A 20,183-nucleotide genomic window follows, 5' to 3' on the forward strand; every position below is an offset into this window, starting at 1 on the left:
ATCAAGACCGCAGCGATCTCGCTGAATGTTCCGATTGGATTCACGACCTCATTAGAGGCCTCCCAGAGCCATCGCTAAGTCGCCCAAAATTCAAACAATTGTAAGTCGGCGCGGCTCATAGACCAGTCGGGCTGCGCTGTTCTACGAACTTCACGAGGTCTTCTGTGTCGTCGTATTTCCGTGCATTGCCAATTTCATAGAGATGATATGGAGACAGAACGATTCGCACTGCGGCCGATTCATGGACCTCAATTAGTAGCTCTCGCCACTCCGCATTCTTCATACAATTCAGCAGAAAGTTGTGGTCGACGTCCGCGTGCATCAGACGACCATATCATCCTGTTGAACCCAAAGCCGTCTTCCTCTTTGAAGCAGCCTTGGTCGGAGTCTTCACTAGCCAATTCCCATCTTCGTCTCGGACTTCGCACTCGCAACGGGCTTCTTCGTAGCCGCCTTCAATTTGGCGTCTGGGGCCAAGGGAGGAATCGTTGGGTATACCTGCCTCTAGTTTGCCAAGACCGATTCCGATCACATACGTCACGACACCGTCCAAGGCTCCGATCCAGGTTATTTCGAAGCCACTGGCCCACCAAGAACGAATGGTGATGAGGGCCTTCGCCGCACCCACCGCATAGTGGGCCAAGAGAGAGACGATATCGGAACTAGTAGCCTCTTGGAGGCAGTTAATGAGTGCATTGGTCTGAATGGGCCAGTCGACAATTCACGGTTGAAAATTTATCCGCGATCGTCGCCACAACACCCGGACGTAAGGCAACTTTATGCCCGCAGGGAGCCGAATTGGGATTTGGCGATTTCTAGTGCATCTATTCTGTGATGGGTCGATGTGGCTGTCGCAAGCGCGTCAGAAACACGGAATTATGTTGCCGCGGGCACTTCTACGACTGCGGTTGGCAGAGTGAAATGAAACGTCGCGCCCCGTCCATCGTGGGATGTGGCCCACAAATTGCCACCATGCGATTCCACGATTGAACGGCTGATCGCCAGTCCCATGCCGCTGCCTTGAGGTTTCGTGGTGAAGAAGGCATTGAAGATCTCGTCCGCTTGACCGACCGGCAATCCTACTCCGATGTCGCTGACTGAGATCAGCACTTGACGGCCCTCGCCTCGTTCCGTCTTGACCGTGAGTGCTCCGCCGGTCTCCCTCATCGCCTCGATACCATTGAGCATAAGGTTCATCAGTACCTGCTGCAGTTGCACTCGATCCGCGGTGATCTTGGGAAGATCTGCGGCCAGATCCGTACGAATTGAAACAGCATACTCGTTCGCTTCGCCCCGCAGCAGCAGGACCATTTCGCCGATGACCTCATTGATCGCGACCAACTCTCGTTTGGGAGGGGCCTTCTTGTACAACGATCGCAGGCGATTGATGATTTCCGACGCAAGGGCTCCCGCTTCGATGATTTTTTCCGTTCCTTTGCGAGCTTCAGTCACTTCTGGCGGGTCGCGCTGAAGCCATCGCAAAGATGCCTTAGCATGAGCGGTTGTGACCGTGATGGGCTGTGCGAGTTCATGCGAGATGGAGGCGACCAATTCTCCCATCGTGCTGACCCTATTGGTGTGTGCAAGGTCTGCTTGGAGTTGTTCCGCACGCTTGCGATCCTGAATGTCGGTCGCCGCACCGTACCATTTCACGATCTTTCCTCGCTTGTCCCGCAGCGGCACGGCGCGGGTCAAAAACCACCGATACTCCCCGTCGGTGCGGCGGATGCGCATCTCTTCCTCGAAGGGCTCACCACTTTCGATGCTCGCGGCCAGTCGTCGTACAATTCGATCCAGATCTTCGGGATGAATAGCAATTTTCCCCACTCCCTCCGCTCTTCCAAACTGCGACAGGCCGGTGTACTCAATCACGCGTCGATTCACAAATTGAGTGACGCCGTCGGGTCCAGTAATCCACGCCATCGCCGGAATGGTCCCAATGGCTTCGCGAAGTTTTCTCTCCTCCCGCTGCACTTGTTGCACTCGGAGTTGATACAGCCCCCAAAGGAATGCCAGAAATGCAGCCACGCACGCCAATCGGAACCTGTAAGTTTGATAGTAGGCCGGGGCGACGTTCAAAGCGACCGCAGTTTCTGGCCCGTTCCACAGCCCCTCGCTGTTGCTGGCGACTAGCCGGAATCGATAGGAACCGGGCCCAAGGTTCGTGTAAACGGCTTCCCGTGCTGCAACCGGCTGGCTCCAGCTGCTGTCGAAACCTTCCAGAAAATATCGAAAACGAATCCGCGTGGGCACCGCAAGGCTCAGCCCAGTGTACTCAAAGGTGATCCGCCTTGGAGATGGAGGAATTTGAACGAGGGCGGCGAGGTTTGCGGTGTTGTAATCGGCAGTGATCGTTTCGATGTGGGGCAGCGCAGGAACCGAATTGTCTTTGATCTGGGATGGATCAACAACCGAGAGGCCGCTGCTGAGTGAAAACCAAATCCTGCCCGCTGAATCCGAGACCACCGATCGGCTCCGTTTCACTCCTTCAGTGCTCTCGAGACCATCGGCCTCGTCATACTCGCGAACATCGACTGCTTTCACAACACCGCTTAGCAGTTTGTCGCGTAGAACGCGTAAAACATGATCTGAGGTCGCGATCCAGAGCCAGCCGTGTTTGTCTTCTTCAATACCGAATATTGGGGCTCGTAGGGACTCAGGTACTCCGCGGGGAACGTGCACCTGCTCATCACTGAGGTAAGCGAGACCTTCGGCTGTTCCTATCCACAAGATTCTCGTTGAATCCTGCAGGAGGCAGTTGACATCCTCGGAGGGTAAGCCGTTGTTGGCGGTAAAGGTTCGCGACCCCTTCTGCGACATGGCGCTGACGCCCTTCGGAGTCCCAAACCACATTGTTCCGTCAGGGCCCTCGGCAATCGAGGATATTGTGTTTGCCGCTAACCCGTTTGTGGTCGAGTAATTTATGAAATGACCATTCTTTAGTTTGCTTACACCATTACTGAGAGTCCCTAACCAGACGGCTCCATCACCACTCTGATGGACCGCGTACACACTGTTTTGTGCGAGGCCATCTGCCTGCGTGTAGGTCTTGGCCGTCAGCGACTTGCCGGAGTAGCTCAGATGGGTGAGTCCACCCTGTTGTCGTCCCACCCAGACGTCATCTTTGCCATTGCCGGCGAGGGAGTAGACAACATCGTTGGCGATCCCATCGGCAGTGACAACCGCACTTTTTCCTTCCTTCAGCCATCGCAAACCACCTTGAATGGGCGCAACCCAAGTGCGGCCGCCGGAGTCAACGTGTACAGGTCCCATAGTCCGTGATTTCAAATTGGGAAGAGAGTACGTAGCGAAGGCGCTGTCTCGAAGTCGCTCCAGGCCGCGCGCGCTACCGATCCATATGATTCCCTCCCGATCTTCGAACAGCGCAGTAACCGGTCCGGTGTCGTGACTACTCAGCAAAGAAAACCCGTTGGCGTTGTACCGAATCAGTCCGTGACTGGTGCCAAACCAGATGTTCGAGTCCCGGTCGCGAAGAGTGGACCGTACGTCGAGATTGAGAAGAGAGGACGGTACGCCTGCCGAACTAAGCGCTGTCCCATTCCAGCGCAGCACGCCCTTCGTCGTTCCGACCCACAATTCTGAGTTTTGAAGAGGAAGAATGCAGTTGATCTTCGTATCAACCCGCCGATTCAACGCGCTCAAGACGCGGCCATCTTGAAGATAAAAGAGCCCTCGACGCTCCGTGCCAAACCAGATTTTTCCGTCGTCAGTCTGCGCCATGGTCACCACCAGCGAGGTGAGCGCCGGCTGGCGATCAGGCATCATGCCATAGGACCAATTGAAAGGAGGTGAGTGTTGGTCAGAAGCCTCGCCGCTCGCAGCCTTTGCAGCGTCGACGGGAAGTGTTGCGGGTGACACGGTTCGCAATTTGTTGTCACGGTATGTAAGGGTTCCCAGAGGTAACGACGAGAGCAAAAGTGCACCCGACGTCCCCCGTGCAATTGCCGTTGTGCCGTTCTCAGCCTCACCGCGCATGAGCTCGAAGTTCCCATTGTTATAGCGAAAGACCTGAGTGTTTTGCAGCAGGATCCAGAGGTTATCGCTTGCGTCAACCAGGAGCGATCGTACAGGGCCAATCAGAATTGGATCGGGATGGGCCCGCTCGAACTTGTGAAAATTCAAACCGTCAAAACGAACCAGGCCTTTGTCCGTTCCAACCCAGAGATAGCCATCGGAAGTCTGTGCGATGGCCGTTATATATCCGCCCGGCCAACCTCTCTCAGGTCCCCAGGAGTCTTGGAGATATTGCGACACAGTCCGAGTGGGATCGAGCGCGGATGCCGGCGCAGCGAAGCAGATGGCCGTGAGTCCGGCGATGACGCACCTGAGTAGCCAGCATCCGCCAAGACTCACGGAAGGTACTCAAACCTCTCAACCACAACCTCGCTTGCCTTCTGCATAGGATTTTTGTCGCTCGCAACGATGTAAAAGATCAGGCGGGGTTTTGCGTTACCCGGAAGCGGTATGCCAGATGTGAACTCATGTTCAGAAACGAGTTGCGCTCCGGCACCCGCAGATCTTCCGCGAAACGTTTTGAAAGTTGCATGTCCAGGTTCCCAGCGCAGGACATAGGTCAACGTGCCTGAGGGCGCAGCAAAGGTGAACACGTTTCCAGGGGTGTAGAACGGTTGAACCACATATTGTGCATTGTTCTTATTGGCAGCGTCACCCCAACGACTGACCTCTACGTCCATCTCGCGATAGCGTTGCTCGCCTGCCAAGTCCTCGAAGGTATACAGGGTGAAGACCGCAGCGGGCTCTATGTGAGAAGTATCACGCAAAGTTACCGAATACGTGCCGTACCCGAGACTGCGATTCAGGAATATTTCTGCACAAGACCACCTGTCCCCTTTCTTCTTGATCAGCATGTGGAGCGCCCCGTTCGCATCGGTCCATGCATTTTCTGCATCGAAGAGGTTGTTCGTGCCTCCCTTGTCATTCGCAATCATGCGAACGCCCCAGTCATAGCCGCTGAACTTAAGCGATCCGGTCGGGTCAAGTTGCGGCGGTCCAACGCCCTTCACAATTGTCACGAGAGCGACGGAACCCCCTTGGGTCGGAGCTACATCCATCTCGGGCTGAGGATAGTAATCGCGATCCACCAATAACGCAGCATACTCAAATCCCAGATGAGTTTCCGTGCTCCACGTAGAGTCCGCTTTGATGGGAATGAAGGGACGATCGGGCCATGGCTGCACCCACCATGGCCCGGCGTGCGCATAAATGACAATCTGCTGCTGTGGTCGAGCGTTTCTTACCCGTCCAGAGATCGTATCGACTCTTTCTCGCCCACCTTGCGCCGCCGGCGGAATATGGGTGAACTCGATTGAAGGTCCGGAATTCACTTTATGCGACTGGCAACTGGTCAGCGCAATGCATAAAACGAGCAGCTGCGATCGCTGCAAGAAAACTGTGACCAGTCGCAGTTGCATATACCCACAGAAGAGGTCGCAATCGCCGGCGGGAACAAAGGACCGGACACGTTGGGGTGTTTTCCTCACAAGACCCATATTTTACTCGTAATCCACTACAGTGAACACGAGCTGACACGGCAGAAAAGGCCTACGCAATTTGCAAGTAGCGGGAAGTTGGCACTCCATCGCAAAATCCGGAACGCTAACTTTACGACGCGAATCCGCAATTCCGCGTCCGAGATGGAGCTTTCGAAGGAGGCATCAAATGCATTCGTACCTGCCACTCGCTCTGGGCAGTGATGGTCAGTGCCAAGCTTTGACTGTCTTCGTTATGCTCACGGTCAATTGAAGCGTTACGCAAACAGGCCGAAACAAGAAGGAGTGTCCTGCTGTTCACCATCGCCTACGTTGTGATATCGCCTCTTTCAGTCGGTTCGCTAAAAGTCTAAACTCCTCTTTCCTAAGTGAGAGTCCAGGCTTACACCGCAATTGCGTTCCGAGGCTATTCCATATTTATGTAGTGCCCTGACTGTCTGAGTAGACGGATTCTGGTATGGGTTCGTCGATATAATCGGGCTAATGTCAAAGGGCTCTGCGAGGCATGTCCCGATTGCACTTTTATCGCCGGGCCAGAGATCGTCGAGTGGTTGTTCCGAAGGGGGCATTCATGGAACATGAGCTTGTGTATATCGTGGACGATGAGCCTAGCGTCGGAGAGGCGTTGTCTGCGCTGCTACGGGCTAATGGCAAGCACGTGCAACTCTATACGTCCGGACAGGATTTTCTTGATTTTGCTCGCCGAGATTCTTGCGCTTGCCTCCTTCTCGATCTCAAGATGCCCGGCTTGGGTGGTCTGGAAGTCCAGAAGCTGATTTCGGCAACGACTTCAATACCAGTGATCTTTATCACCGGCCGAGGCGACATCCCATCAACCGTGAGAGCGATGAAGGGAGGGGCGGTGGATTTTCTCACCAAACCGGTTGATGAAGAAGCCCTTCTCGCTTCAGTTGAGCGGGCGCTGTGGCAGCATCGCGCGAGCCGTCAAAAGGCGGAGGAGCATGCCAGGCTAGTTGCCCGGTATGAATCCTTGACACTACGCGAACGAGAGGTCCTCCCGCTTTTGGCAAGAGGTTTTCTGAACAAGCAGGCAGCCTTCGAGTTGGGGATCACCGAATACACCGTCCAAATCCATCGTGGGCACATAATGCGAAAGATGGAGGCCGATTCTTTTGCGACATTGGTCAAGCTCGCGGGTAAGCTCAAAATCGGGGACGACCAACGCATCTAATGGGATACGTAAAGAGAGTGTTTCTTCAATCTTCGGTAGCGTCTCTATAGACGCAGGGGTTACCCATGAGCGTGCAGGCTCGTACGATTGCGGTTATAGATGACGATCGACGAGTTCTTGAATCGCTCGTCAATCTATTGTCTTCATTTGGATACAACGCAGAAAGCTACAAATCCGCAGAGCAATTTGTGGAATCGAGCACACTTTCTCGCATCAGTTGCATAGTCACGGATGTTGAGATGGGACAAATGAGCGGTCTCGGCCTTCTGCAACATTTGAAGAACAGCAACTGTACCGTCCCCGTGATCATCATTACCGGAAAGCCATCACAGTCGGAGGCATCTTATCTGGAGAGTGGTGCTGCAGGCTTCTTCAGAAAGCCGGTTGACGGAGATGCTCTGGTCGAATTGATCGGTTCAGTCTGTCTCTAGCTGGGTTTCGCAACCGACTCGGCGAAGTGAAGATAATGCGTTGCTTGTTGCGGGGATGCAGACCAACGGTAGTACTGAGCTGTATAACAAGCCAGTCCAAAGACCTGCATACTGTTCTCAAGCGGGTGCTTCCTCAGGTCATACCGAGGTCTGTCTATCTGCGAAGTAATAGCCGAAGTGAGAGTGGGTCAGCAAATACTGCGGATTTTCGGGATCGACCTCGAGCTTTTTGCGGAGTTGACAGATAAACGTCCGGAGGTATTCAGATCTTAGGCCGTATCTGGATCCCCAGACCGCAGCCAATAGTCGCGAATGCCTAATTGGTCGACCGGCATGGCTCATCAACTGTTGAACCAACTCGAACTCTGTCGGTGTAAGGTGAACTCGATGACCAGACTTCTTTACAGTTCGCGTTGCTGGATTCAACTCGATGTCCCCTATACACATCGTGTCTAGCTCTGTGTCCGGAGGGTTCAGTTGGATAGCGCGGGAGGATGAGACTTCGCGATTTGTTCTGGATATGAACGATTGTTCCATGTTCATCTACCTCCAACCGGGCTTAGTTCCTCATCACCCGGGTGAACCGTTTTCTTCCATAAGGGGTTCATTACTTTTCCCGAAACAAAGTTGTATTCGCCCAGGTCAGGGCTAATACCGTTCTTGCCTTTGCGACTCGTTGGAGAAGCTTTGATATCACCGCTGCCGTTTTTTGAAAACACTGGCTGGTTTGCCCACATGGGCTTAACCTTGGTAGGCGATTTGCCAGCCTCGCGTTGTACGAATCCACGTAACTTTATTCTTGCGCGTAAAAGCCTCGACTTAGCAGCGGCCTGCGAAATGCCCAGGGATAGTGCGATCTCCCTCATTGAAAGATCGCCTGAGTATCGAAGTGCAACAACATTACGAAGTTTTGAGGGAAGTTGCTCGATAGCCGATTGGATCAAGTCGGCTCGCTGTTTCTTCTCGAAGCATTGTTCCGGGTTGTCCCGGGGATCCTTGAAATCCCATTCGCTGAATGTCCCTACTTCGTCGGTGTTGTCAATCGCAATCTTTATAACACCGCGCCTCTTTCGCAACAGCATCAAGCCGGTATTGATCGCAATGCTCGTAAACCAAGTCGAGAAGCTAGCTTTACCCTGAAATGAATCAAGATGCAGGAATGCTTTCATCAGAGCCTCTTGAAGTGCATCTTCTGCATCATGCCAATTGTTTGTAATTCTATAGAGCATACGCAATATGCGTTCTGAGTGTGGCTTACTGAGTTCGACGAACGCGTGTGAGTCCCCGGAGCATGCCGCTAAAAGAAGCAACACATCACCCTGTTTGTGTTCATCATTAGCTACGGCCGAAGGACTTCCGTTCTGCTCACTTGGATTCATCAATACGACACCTTTCGCGATAGGGTGGAACGTCTAAGTGGGTGATCAGCTACTTCCTATTACGTCCACCATTGCGGTGATCTGTCTGACTGCTTCGGGGGGGACTACCGGGACATGAAATAAATCAAGGATGGCCTGACTGCCGACTACCAGCACTGTCGGTCCGGTCGTTATCTATCGGTGCTCCTCCATCGTGAGCCTGATGGTAGCGGTCGACGCATTTGTTGCCAATCACATGTTTCTACTAGTCAAGAAAAGTGTTCAGTTTGTCCATGCATATCCGTGCATCATCTTTGTGCGAGGTCAGCTTGCGAACATTTCACTTGCAGGTTCGTCCGTCGCACCATGAGCTAGATCCGCGCGAATGCGTTGTCAGCAAATGGACGTGGTCGCCGGATGACAAATCTCCAAGACGCCCCTACATAAACATGTAATTTATCTCGCTCTTCAGCGTTGCTAGCATCGACGGGTTCACAGCAGTTTTGCGCGCATGCGCAATCGTGCGAAGGCTGCGGACATCGCAAACGGCTGCGAGGGGCGATTTTGAAAGTGCAACTGCAAACCAACGGAGGAATGAACATGGGGCAAAATAACGGGACATCGAAGCGTAGTGAAAAAGGGCTTCTCACACCAGACAACTGCGTCGTGGCGCTGATCGATCATCAACCGCAGATGCTGTTCGGAACGAGTAACTTCGATCGCCAGTTGATCATCAACTGCACTGTCGCATTAGGAAAAGCAGCGCGAGTATTCGACGTGCCGGTGGTTCTGACGACTGTCGAGACGAAGAGCTTCAGCGGGAACCTGTGGCCGCAGATCCGAGCCGTGTTCCCGGGCCACGAACCGATCGAGCGTTCCTCCATGAATTCCTGGGATGACAAGAACTTCGTTGCGGCAATCGAGAAGACAGGGCGCAAGAAGATTGTGCTGGCCGGGCTGTGGACGGAGACTTGTGTGGCTCTCCCGACTGTGCAGGCGATCCACGATGGCTACGAGGTTTACGTCGTAGAAGATTGCTGCGGCGACGTTAGCCAACTTGCACACGACAACGCCATGCATCGTGTTGTCCAGGCGGGAGCAAAACCGGTCACGGCCCTCTCTGTAACCCTGGAATGGCAGCGCGACTGGGCAAACCGGGATACCTACGATGCCGTGATGGATCTTGCGAGAACGCACTATGGCGCTTATGGCATCGGCGTCGAGTATGCCTACACGATGGTTCATGGCGCTCCCGCTACGAAGTTTCCAGAATACGTTGTCCCCGCGGCGGAACTCGCACACAAATAGAGCTTGTGAGGGCAGGCGACGCCTGCCCTCTGAACAACAGAGCTTTGCTACTAAGGAAACCTTCATGGAAGTTGACACAATACTTTACAACGCGAAGATCGCGACAAATCGAGTACCAGCGTTTGTCGAAGCGGTTGCCATTACTGGCGGAACAATCAGCGCCACCGGCACAGACGAGGAGATCCTTCGTCTGCGCGGGCCAATGACAATGGTCATTGATGGAAAGCGGAGAACAGTTATCCCTGGTCTTAATGACTCCCATATGCATCCGATCCGCGGTGGACTCAATTTCAACCTGGAGTTGCGTTGGGATGGTGTGCCATCGCTCGCCGATGCACTGCGAATGCTCAAGGAGCAAGCGGCTCGGACGCCCGCGCCCCAGTGGGTGCGGGTTGTCGGCGGGTGGACGGAGTTTCAGTTTGCCGAGCGCCGGATGCCGACGTTGGATGAAATCAACGCGGTGTCCCCGGACACCCCGGTTTTCGTTATGCACTTGTACGACCGAGTGTTGCTCAACCGGGCAGCGCTACGCGCTGTGGGTTACACAAAGGACACCCCCGATCCTCCCGGCGGCGAGATTCAACACGACAAGCAGGGCAACCCCACAGGTCTTCTGTTGGCCAAACCGAACGCAAACATTCTGTACTCGACCTTGGCGAAGGGGCCCAGGCTGTCGCGTGAAGACCAGCTCAACTCATCCCGCCTCTTCTTCAGAGAATTGAATCGTTTCGGCATCACCAGTGCAATCGATGCGGGCGGTGGCTTCCAGAACTACCCTGACGATTATGGGGTCGTGAACGAACTCCACAAGAAGGGTGAGCTCTCGATTCGCCTGGCCTACAACCTGTTCACTCAGAGACCTAAGCAGGAACTTGCCGACTTCCAGAATTGGACAAAGATGACCAAGCCTGGCGATGGCGATGACTTCTATCGCGTGAACGGTGCAGGCGAGATGCTGGTCTTCTCTGCCGCCGACTTCGAAGACTTCCTTCAACCTCGGCCGGACATGGCGCCCGTCATGGAGAGCGAGTTGAAGGCGGTGATTCATCACCTCGCGGAAAACCGATGGCCTTTCCGTATGCATGCCACATACGACGAAACCACCTCTCGGGCCTTGAACGTGTACGAGGAAGTTAATCGCGAGATTCCGTTTGACGGACTGCACTGGTTTTTTGATCACTGCGAGACGATCTCCGACCGGAACATTGAGCGGATCAAATCACTTGGTGGTGGTATTGCCATTCAGAACAGGATGGCTTTTCAGGGCGAATACTTTGTCGAGCGTTATGGCGCACAGCAGGCGAAGCGCACGCCTCCAATCCAAAGAATGTTGGAGATGGGAGTTCCGGTAGGAGCGGGCACGGACGCCACGCGGGTCTCGAGCTACAACCCCTTCCTTTCTCTTTACTGGCTGGTGACCGGGAAGACTATCGGTGGGTTGAGCTTATATCCGGAGAACAACCGGTTCGATCGCGCGAAAGCGCTCGAGCTTTATACCGTTGGGAGCAGCTGGTTTTCTACAGAAGACGGCAAGAAAGGATCGCTAGCTCAAGGACAGCTCGCAGACTTGGCTGTCCTCTCCTCGGACTACTTCTCAATTCCTGAAGAGGAGATCAAGAACCTGGAGTCGGTGCTGACTATTGTCGGGGGCAAGGTGGTCTACGCGGCAGACGAATTCTCAAGCATGGCGCCTCCGGAATTGCCCGTGAGTCCGGACTGGTCCCCTGTCAAGAAATACGGTGGATATGCGGAGAGCGAGGAAGAATCGACCGTCGGGGCAGCGAGCCACGCGATGTCGCTGAACGATGGCAAGCATTCCGTCGCTCATAAGACGCACCAATGGATCTTGGGCGACAAGGGACTTTGGAGTCTCGGCTGCGATTGCCTCGCTTTCTAACTTCAAATTGAAAGGGTAAGCAATGGATCAATCTCCAGAATTGCCCAACAATGCGGGGCGTGTAAGCTTTGGTCGAGTGGCGCGAGACAGCGCGTTTGAGCTGATCCTTACCTCTGTTCTGCTTTTCGGCGTGGTCAGTATCGTGAGGTGGGTGATTGGACCGTCGCCCATCTCACGGACGATCCCCGGAATCCATGCGGAACTCTGGATCGTGGGTGCTGCTGTCGCACTTCTGCTTGCCGGGCTGATTCTCAGTCCGCCGGGAAGGGCCTCCGGGGGGCATACTAATCCGGCCATCTCGCTGGCCATGTGGCGTTTCGGAGTTTTTCCCGGAACTGGGGTCATCCCCTACACCATCGCACAATTAGTAGGTTCCGTACTTGGGGTCGTCGCCTCCCGCAGGGTGTGGGGCAATGTGGTGGCTGAACCGTCGGTAGTATATGGCGCGCTCCAGCCAGGACCGGGATGGTCGACCTGGGAGCTATTCGCAACCGAGGCTTTTGGCATGGCGGTCATCGTGTTCGTCGTCGGGCTCTGCCTCGCGGTACAGCGACTGACGCCGTTCGTGCCTTGGATTGTTGGGGCTCTCGTAGGAATCGGGATCGCGGTACTAGGAACAGCGACCGGAGGCAGTCTGAACCCTGCCCGCCAGTTTGGGCCCGCGGTCATTTCGGGACAAACACGGTTCCTATGGGTGTACTTGATAGCCCCAGTGGTGGGAGCAGCAGTCGCGGCATGGCTGAGATCGCTCATTCTGTATCGTCGAAAGGTATTGACCCATAGGCTATGCGGCATCATCGGGAATTCGGAACGAATCAAATCTAAAATACCGGTCCCGAAGTAAAGGAGATCTCAATGCGTACCACCAGATACCTTAGCGTGACCACCGTCGCCGTCCTCCTGATCTATGGAAGCGCAGGTCTTTCATGGTTGTTAGGGACTACGCCGCCGGTCGTCCACGCTTCTACGTCAACGCCGAACCCGGGAGTGGCACCGCAATACGATACAACTCACGTTTATGTCTCGCCGGAGGATTTCGATCGCTTCGTGGCCAGTCTTCTTGCGACCTTTGGAGGCACGACCACGAAACAAGGCGTCTTTACCGTGACGCCAACTCCGAGCAGCACGATGTCGCAACTGGTCTTGACACCAGTAGGAAGCGTGTCGGTGTTTGGTTTTAAGACACCAATACCCTATCCATTCGGCGCGGAGCGGACAGGTTATTTGGTGACGGATCTGGATGACGCGACCCGAACTGCAGTCGAGGATGGAGCAGATGTGCTTGTGAGCCCATTTAATGATCCGATCGGACGCGATGTCGTCATCCAATGGCCGGGCGGCGTGAATATGCAGCTGTACTGGCATACCACCGCTCCGTCCTACAAAGCGCTCCAGACAATTCCGGAAAACCGGGTCTATGTCTCCACCAACAAAGCGGAGGCATTTCTTCGGAGCTTCCTGGACTTTTCTCACGGCAAAGTGGTTTCAGATGACCCGCACGCGCCCGGCGTAGAGATCGGACGGCCGAAGGACATCTATCGCAGAATCCGGATCGAATCGTCCTTCGGCAAGTCGACCGTGCTCGTAACGGATGGTCATATTCCCTATCCTTACGGACGCGAGACGACCGGCTATGAGGTCGCAAACCTAACGGATACCCTTGCCAAGGCAAAGGCGGCCGAAGTAGAGATTCTGGTCCCTCCCTACACTGCGGATCAAAGGAATGCGGCCCTCGTTCAATTTCCTGGCGGGTATATTGCCGAGATCCACTCGTCCTCAAGCAAATAGAGTCCGCCCGTTGATAGAGTGTGTTTGATGAGAATTGTTCTAATCCTGGCGGCGGCCCTCTTGATTGGAGTGCCGAGATCCAATGCCCAGGCAGTGGCAACAGCCCCATCTGTAATCCAAGATCGGAGTTACGAGCTGCTGAGGGAGGATGAGGACTGGAGTTTTTTGCGCGACAGAAGTCTCCGGGAGGACTTTTGGGACCCCATCAAATACATCTCGCTGCGCAAGAACGCCGATGACTGGTACATGACCATGGGCGGCGAAGCCCGCGAGGTCTGGGAGCAGATCGGAAACGACAACTGGGGCGAATCTCCTTATTGGAACGGTTACCTCAATGAAAGGTACATGCCCTATTTCGATTTGCATTATGGCAGCCATGTCCGTACTTTCATCGAACTGAAGAGCGGATTAAATTCATTCCGTAGAGGCGGCCCGCGTCCCATCGATGAAAAGAAGCTCGACTTTCAGTCAGCGTTTCTGGAACTCAGTAGTTCGTCAAATTCGAAATCGATCGAGCTCCGAATCGGAAGGCATGAGCTTGAGTACGGCTCCGGGCGCTTGATTGATGTGCGGGAGGGCCCAAACGTCCGGTTGAGCTTCGATGGCTTTATGGTGAAGAGCAGAATCGACTCCTGGCAAGTGGATGGCTTTGCTCTGCGTCCGGACGAGGACAACCCTGGGTTCTTCGACAATGCACCGGAAAATACCGTTAGTTTTTGGGGTCTGTATGCCACTCGGTCTTTGCCCCACAAAGCTTCCTTAGACCTGTACTACTTAGGCTTGGATCGGAAGGCGGCGACCTTCCAACGCGGCACAGCGCATGAGGTCCGCCAATCCCTGGGCGCCAGGATATCTCGCCCGATAGCCACCGAGCGTCCAGGATGGGACTTTGACGATGAGGGCCTCTGGCAGTTTGGCACATTTGGCTCGGGGAATATTCGGGCATGGACGATCGCGACTGAAACCGGCTACCGCTTTCCGACTGTACCCTTGAAACCGCGTTTCAGCGTGAGGGCTGATATCTCGAGCGGAGATCATCCAAGCTCGAATACCCTCGGGACCTTCAATCCGTTATTTCCAAAAGGCAACTACTTTGGCGTGCTTGCCACAACGGGTCCCGGCCCCATCAATTTCATTGACGTTCATCCTCACATCGAAACGGCGCTTCCGCATAGTGTGTCTGTGTCTATCGACTGGATTTTTCAGTGGAGACAGAGCCTTGAAGATGGCGTCTACGCTGTGCCGGGGTTCCTGATCAGGGCCGCCGATGGTAGTCATGCACGATTCGTCGGACATAGGCCCGGCACTGAGATTCGATGGCAGGCGAATCGCCACCTCTGGTTTCAGGCGGATTACGGGATCTTTTATGCGGGCTGTTTCCTGAAGGAGACGCAACCTGGGCGCAACCTCAACTACTGGGCTCTGTGGACCGGCTACAAGTTTTAGTCTGACGAGGAGAGGGTTGATTTATGCGGAAAGCGCTACCGTGAAGCCAGTATCCTGTATCGCTGAAGAATTCTATCTGGCATCCAATACCTCTGAATCTAGTACAGAATATCGTTGTGAATTCGAGCTTGAAATGGGCTCTCCAGTACGAAATAGCGTTTAGTCTGACAGGTTGCTGGTGGTGGTGGCTGTGAAATAGAGGCTGTGAAATAGAACGCTACTTCGTATTGAGCAACGCTAATTCGTACCAATACGAAGTAGCGGGTCTCGCCGCTGATAATTGGATGTGAGATACGAAGATTTACTTCGGTAGCGACATCGTCTTACGGATAACGAAAGTCGTTTTTGATGATTCGGAACTCTGACCGGGTTGGGCGCTCCCCAAGGTTAGTTGATAGGTGCCCGGTAGAATGGATCGCTGCCCGAGATCATCAACGCTTGAAAGAGAACGGGGAGCAAGCACGAGCGACACACTGCGGTGCTCTCCAGGATTCAGATGCACTCGTTGGAATCCCACGAGTGTCCGCACAGGTCCATTCACCTGGGGAGTTTTCAGGTAAGCTTCGACTACTTCGTCTCCTTCTCGGCTTCCGGTGTTGGTCACCGCCACGGTTGCTGTAAGTGGATTGCCCGCATCAAGCGACGTCGCTGAAAGAGAGATCTGGTCGTACTTGAACGTCGTGTAGCTCATTCCGAATCCGAATCCCCAAAGCGGTTCCCCAGAAAAGTATCGATAGGTGCGGTTCTTTAAGGAGTAATTCGTGAATGCGGGGAGATCTTCGGTTGCTGCATAGAAGGTTACCGGAAGCCGGCCGGCGGGGTTGTTTAGGCCAGCGATGGTTCGTGCAATAGCCGTTCCGCCATCAACACCGGGGTACCACGCTTGTATGATGGCGTTCGCGTGTTGCTTGGCCCATCGAAGCGCAAGCGCACTCCCACTCAAAGAGACTATGACCACTGGCTTCCCTGTGGCAGCAACAGCTTCGAGCATGCGCTGCTGCGATGCAGGTAAATCGATGTTGGTGCGGTCCCCTCCGCTAAAACCCTCAATTTTAATAGGCATCTCTTCTCCTTCTAACTGCGGAGAGAGGCCCACGAAGACAACAACGACATCGGATTGCTTCGCAGCCGTTACGGCTTCGTCGAGCTGTGCCTGCGCAGGCGCTTGCCATTTTAGCGTTAGTCCTCCGCCAGCGCGCTCGCCCAAATGGCTATAAAACACCTCAATGTTATGCGGCCTGGTATCGTCAAAATTTAACTCAAAGTTCGCGGGCTTGGACCCCGACATCACCGGAGGTGCAGTTGGAGAGGCGCCCGACTGCACGGAGAAGGCACCCATCTCCAGCTTTCCTCCGTTCAGGTTTCCTTCGAGCAAGACTTTTCCGTCAAAGACCACCCGGTAGCTTTCTTTGGGAGAGTAAGGAAAGCTCTGACCGCCTTCGAGCTTAAATCTGTATTTACCAGATGCAGGCATCTGGATTTTCCCGCTCCAACGAACAGAATAGTCGTGGGTCGCAACTTCGGGCGTTGGTGGCGAGTCGCGCCAATCGTATTGAATCTCGTGATCGGTCCGGATAGCCACAGGCCGTCCCGTCCAGTCTGCTGTCGCGAAAAACTCCGTCTTCAGACCCTCGACAAAAACAGTGCGAGGTACGGGAACCTCCGCTCCATCGGCCAGCGACGCGCCCTGTGCGTAATGAATCTTCGCATGCGGGAACTGTTGCTCTATACCATCCAGTGGAGAGACAGGATGCAACGCTGTACCGTTGTAGTTCCCCTCCAAAGAGACCAATAGATCCGCGGTCGGTCCTATAACAGCGATTTGATTGGGGCTCTTCTCCAACGGCAATAATCCATCATTCTTCAAGAGCACAAGCGATTCTTCTGCTGCCTTCAACGCAATCGCGCGATGTTCGTCTGATGCATTTACCGAATACGGAATGGCGTCGTAAAGGCCCGAAGTATCGAACATTCCAAGTTGGAATCGCGCCGTATAGAGTCTTTGCGCAGAGCGTGTCAACAGATCCTCTGGAACTATCCCTTGGCGAACGGCTGCAGCCAAGGTATTAAAGCCCGGCGACCAGATGCTGCAAGACAAATCAGTGCCTGAGCGGATTGAAAGGGCTGCAGCGTGCAAGATATCTGGAGCATTGTGATGTCCGTTCGTGACATCTACGATCGCTGCGCAGTCGGAAACAACGAAGCCATTGAAATGCCACGCCTCACGCAGATGCTGCTTAAGCAGCATGTCGTTCGCGCAGGCCGCAACGCCGTCCACAGCATTGTAGGCACACATTACTGACTTCACATGTCCGTCGACTACAGTAGAACGAAACGCAGGCAGGTAGGTTTCTTCCAGATCCCGCGGCTCGATCTTCGCGTCGAAGACGTGGCGCTGCGACTCTGGACCACTGTGTACGGCAAAGTGTTTACTCGTTGCAATCGCCTTAGGATGCTCGGGATCAGATCCTTGCACGCCGGTAATGAAAGCTACGCCCATCTTGCCAGTGAGAAACGGATCCTCTCCGTAGGTCTCCTGTCCTCTGCCCCAGCGTGGGTCGCGAAAGATATTAATATTCGGCGACCAAAACGTGAGCCCATAGAAGATTCGATGATTGCCCTCTCGCTGCGCCTGGTTGAACTTCGCACGTGCTTCTGTAGAAATAACATCGCCAATCTGTTGAACGAGCGCCGTATTCCATGTGGCTGCCAAACCGATCGCTTGTGGAAAGACTGTGGCAAATCCCGAGTTTGCGACTCCATGCAGAGCTTCACTCCAGGTCTGATAGTCCGGCACCCCGAGCCGGGGAATGGCGGTGGCCCAATCTTCCAGTTGTGCGGCTTTTTCGTCGAGCGTCATGCGGCTGACCAAGTCAGCGGCTCGTTGCTGTGCAGGAAGATGGGGATCTTGATAGGGGAGACGATCTGCTGTCTGACTGAATGCGTAGGGACCAAGCGAAATAGCGAGCAGTGTCATGCCGAATCTGTGCATATGTAAGACTCCGAGCCTTGCAATGAATTTTGAACGGGCGCCCACTTCGATCAAGGCTTCTTGCCAAAGCAACCTGGCTAGCGGGTGCTCTCAATTTCAATAATTGACGCGAGCAATCCTGAATATTTCAACTCTTAAGTCTTCATTCGGTCTTCACTCCGCGGCCAAAATCTTTTTGTATAGAAACCCCCCAAAATAGAGAGAAGGAGACCCCACCAAAATGTGGGATGAAGTTGGAACAAGACTGTATGTGCTTCTCGTCCTGTCGCCCAGGCCCAAGCCCCGTAGGGGAGAAGTACGATGCCATAAAGAAGAGTTAGAATGCCTACAAAAAACCAAATAGAGAGTAAATCGCCACGCCCGGTGCCTTCTGCCATGAGGGTGCCCCTTTATTTACAATTCGGCCCTAGAAAAAAATGAGATTGAGAAAGACGAAAATTACTGCAACTACGCCGGCCCAAAAGATGGGCTTTTGCAGAAGAGTTCTTGACCCATCGTCCGGAATAGCTGTTGCGCCGTAGACGAGTCCATTCAATTCACTGTCAGATTTTGGTTTGGTAACAAGGCTTACCCCGATCGTGATGACAACGCAAAGAATCCAACTCCATAAAGCGCGATACATATTTTCGGCCATAGGTTGCGCATCTGAGGAGAGTGCAATGCGTGAAAGGGCCTGCTTCCCCCCCACGTGCACGTAAATAAACATTGCGATGGATCCTATTGTGCCTGCTAAGAGACCCCAAAACCCACCCTCTTTAGTAGCACGTTTCCAAAGCATGCCGAGGATAACTGTTCCAAATAGCGGTGCGATAAAGAAGCTAAAGAGCGCCTGGACATAGTCCATAATTGAGGTTGCGTGTGCAACGAGGTAGGCGGTCAGGATCGAGATCAACATACCTACGACTGTTGACCATCGCCCCATCGCGACATAATGCTTATCGCTCGCTTTTTTGTTTATATAGGCGCCGTAGAGATCATAGGTCCACACGGTTGAGAAGGCGCTGACATTTCCAGCCATGCCGCTCATAAATCCTGCCACCAGCGCGGTGATGCCAAGCCCTAAGAGACCTGGTCCGCAATATCGGATGAGCATGAGTGGAAGTACTTCGTCGTAGGCGTGCTGCCCGGTAATTTTTGCGACATCGCCAGGAACTAAATGCATCAGGCTTCCGTCTGCATTTTTTAAAACGGCAAGTGCCAGCAAACCTGGAACTATCACGATAAGTGGGACCGCCATCTTGAATGCTGCGCCTATTACCGGCGCCAACTTAGCGGAGCGCAAGTTATTAGCAGAGAGCACACGCTGCACTACAAGAAAATCGGTGGTCCAGTAACCAAAGCTAATGACGCCACCCAGGCCAAAGACTATTCCCGTCCAGTGGATGCCCATCGGATTCGATTTAAAGCTACCCAACGTAGACCAAAGATGCGTGTAATCGTTCGATCCCACGTTTGCTGCGATTTGAGCTTTGAGATTCGTCCATCCTCCAGCCTCAATAAGGCCAAGGATCGGAATTAGGGCTGCACCAGCCCAGATCAAAACAAACTGTAAAACTTCGTTAATGATCGCCGAGCGGAGACCGCCCAGCATTACATAAATTGCAACTGTAATCGCACCGACCCATATCGAAAACGTCATATTCCAGCCAAGTACGGTTTGCATTACTACGGCCATGGCATACATATTCACGCCCGACATCAGGATGGTCATAAAAGCAAAGCAGGCAGCCGAAAGACCCCGGGCACCCTCGCCAAATCGCAGCTTGAGATACCCCGGTACAGAGTGGGTTCGTGAAATGTAATAGAACGGCATCATCACAATGCCGAGAAAGAGCATTGCCGGAATAGCCCCGATCCAATACCAATGCATCGCTAAAATACCGTACTGATAAGCAGAGCCCGCCCATCCCATGAGCTCCAGTGAACCTAAATTCGCCGAGACAAAGCTCAGCCCGGCAATCCACGCGCTCATTTCACGGTTTGCAAGGAAGAATTCCTCGCTCGTATTGGTAGAACCTTTTACATAGAATCCGATAAAGATGACGACAGCAAAATACAGCACCAAGATGAGGACATCCAGCGGCACAAGATGAGTCAGTTGCGAAGAGGCGAATAGAACTGCCGCTGAGGCCAAATGCATTTAAAGACTCGCCTACTTTAGATTTTTTACGCGCCTCGAAATATATGAGCATGCACGTGTCATTGTCAATGAAAAGTACCGATCGAAATCAATACTCCGT

At 53.7% G+C, this 20,183-nt stretch carries 13 protein-coding genes; 7 read left to right on the top strand and 6 right to left on the bottom strand.

Features of this window, described 5'->3' with window-relative positions:
- Positions 1–876 precede the first annotated feature (876 nt).
- Entirely contained in the window at positions 877–4,374 is a 3,498-nt protein-coding gene (locus HDF14_RS05215) for a two-component regulator propeller domain-containing protein (RefSeq protein WP_183974221.1), read from the bottom strand.
- Positions 4,371–5,366, bottom strand: a complete 996-nt coding sequence (locus tag HDF14_RS05220) for a hypothetical protein (RefSeq protein WP_183974223.1) — start codon at positions 5,364–5,366, stop codon at positions 4,371–4,373. The genes HDF14_RS05215 and HDF14_RS05220 overlap by 4 nt, the downstream gene beginning before the upstream one ends.
- A 736-nt stretch (positions 5,367–6,102) precedes the next feature.
- On the opposite strand from HDF14_RS05220, the gene HDF14_RS05225 reads away from it, so the two are divergent.
- Together HDF14_RS05225 and HDF14_RS05230 are read left to right on the top strand one after the other, a co-directional pair.
- A complete protein-coding gene (locus HDF14_RS05225) occupies positions 6,103–6,723 on the top strand; it encodes a response regulator transcription factor (protein ID WP_183974225.1) in 621 nt (206 codons plus the stop codon).
- A 65-nt stretch (positions 6,724–6,788) separates the two neighbouring features.
- Positions 6,789–7,154 carry a response regulator transcription factor gene (locus HDF14_RS05230; protein ID WP_183974227.1) on the top strand — a complete coding sequence of 122 codons (366 nt, stop codon included), beginning with the start codon at positions 6,789–6,791 and terminating at the stop codon, positions 7,152–7,154.
- Positions 7,155–7,292: 138 nt separating this feature from the next.
- On the opposite strand, the gene HDF14_RS27415 is transcribed toward HDF14_RS05230, so the two are convergent.
- Positions 7,293–7,697: a winged helix-turn-helix domain-containing protein gene (locus HDF14_RS27415; RefSeq protein ID WP_406707185.1), complete on the bottom strand. Its 405-nt coding sequence runs from the start codon at positions 7,695–7,697 to the stop codon at positions 7,293–7,295.
- Positions 7,694–8,533 (bottom strand): RNA polymerase sigma factor, encoded by an 840-nt coding sequence (locus tag HDF14_RS05240; RefSeq protein WP_183974231.1) that lies wholly within the window; start codon positions 8,531–8,533, stop codon positions 7,694–7,696. Before HDF14_RS05240 ends, HDF14_RS27415 begins: the two co-directional genes overlap by 4 nt.
- Before the next feature lie 579 nt (positions 8,534–9,112).
- On the opposite strand from HDF14_RS05240, the gene HDF14_RS05245 reads away from it, so the two are divergent.
- From HDF14_RS05245 to HDF14_RS05265, 5 genes are all read left to right on the top strand, one after another.
- Positions 9,113–9,820: a hydrolase gene (locus HDF14_RS05245; protein WP_183974233.1), complete on the top strand. Its 708-nt coding sequence runs from the start codon at positions 9,113–9,115 to the stop codon at positions 9,818–9,820.
- 64 nt (positions 9,821–9,884) lie between these two features.
- The gene (locus HDF14_RS05250) at positions 9,885–11,717 is read left to right on the top strand and encodes an amidohydrolase (RefSeq protein ID WP_183974235.1); all 1,833 of its coding nucleotides are present in this window, start codon (positions 9,885–9,887) and stop codon (positions 11,715–11,717) included.
- 22 nt (positions 11,718–11,739) lie between these two features.
- The gene (locus tag HDF14_RS05255; protein ID WP_183974237.1) at positions 11,740–12,561 is read left to right on the top strand and encodes an MIP/aquaporin family protein; all 822 of its coding nucleotides are present in this window, start codon (positions 11,740–11,742) and stop codon (positions 12,559–12,561) included.
- Between the two features lie 11 nt (positions 12,562–12,572).
- Positions 12,573–13,505: a glyoxalase gene (locus tag HDF14_RS05260; RefSeq protein WP_183974239.1), complete on the top strand. Its 933-nt coding sequence runs from the start codon at positions 12,573–12,575 to the stop codon at positions 13,503–13,505.
- Between the two features lie 27 nt (positions 13,506–13,532).
- Positions 13,533–14,951, top strand: coding sequence for an alginate export family protein (locus tag HDF14_RS05265; protein ID WP_183974241.1), 1,419 nt, complete (start codon positions 13,533–13,535; stop codon positions 14,949–14,951).
- Between the two features lie 301 nt (positions 14,952–15,252).
- On the opposite strand, the gene HDF14_RS05270 is transcribed toward HDF14_RS05265, so the two are convergent.
- Both HDF14_RS05270 and HDF14_RS05275 read right to left on the bottom strand, forming a co-directional pair.
- Positions 15,253–17,943 carry a glycoside hydrolase family 3 C-terminal domain-containing protein gene (locus HDF14_RS05270; protein WP_183974243.1) on the bottom strand — a complete coding sequence of 897 codons (2,691 nt, stop codon included), beginning with the start codon at positions 17,941–17,943 and terminating at the stop codon, positions 15,253–15,255.
- A gap of 406 nt (positions 17,944–18,349) precedes the next feature.
- Positions 18,350–20,083, bottom strand: a complete 1,734-nt coding sequence (locus HDF14_RS05275) for a sodium:solute symporter family protein (protein ID WP_183974245.1) — start codon at positions 20,081–20,083, stop codon at positions 18,350–18,352.
- Between the last annotated feature and the right edge of the window lie 100 nt (positions 20,084–20,183).

The sequence above is a fragment of the Tunturiibacter gelidiferens genome, from assembly GCF_014201335.1.
Lineage (GTDB): Bacteria > Acidobacteriota > Terriglobia > Terriglobales > Acidobacteriaceae > Edaphobacter > Edaphobacter lichenicola_E.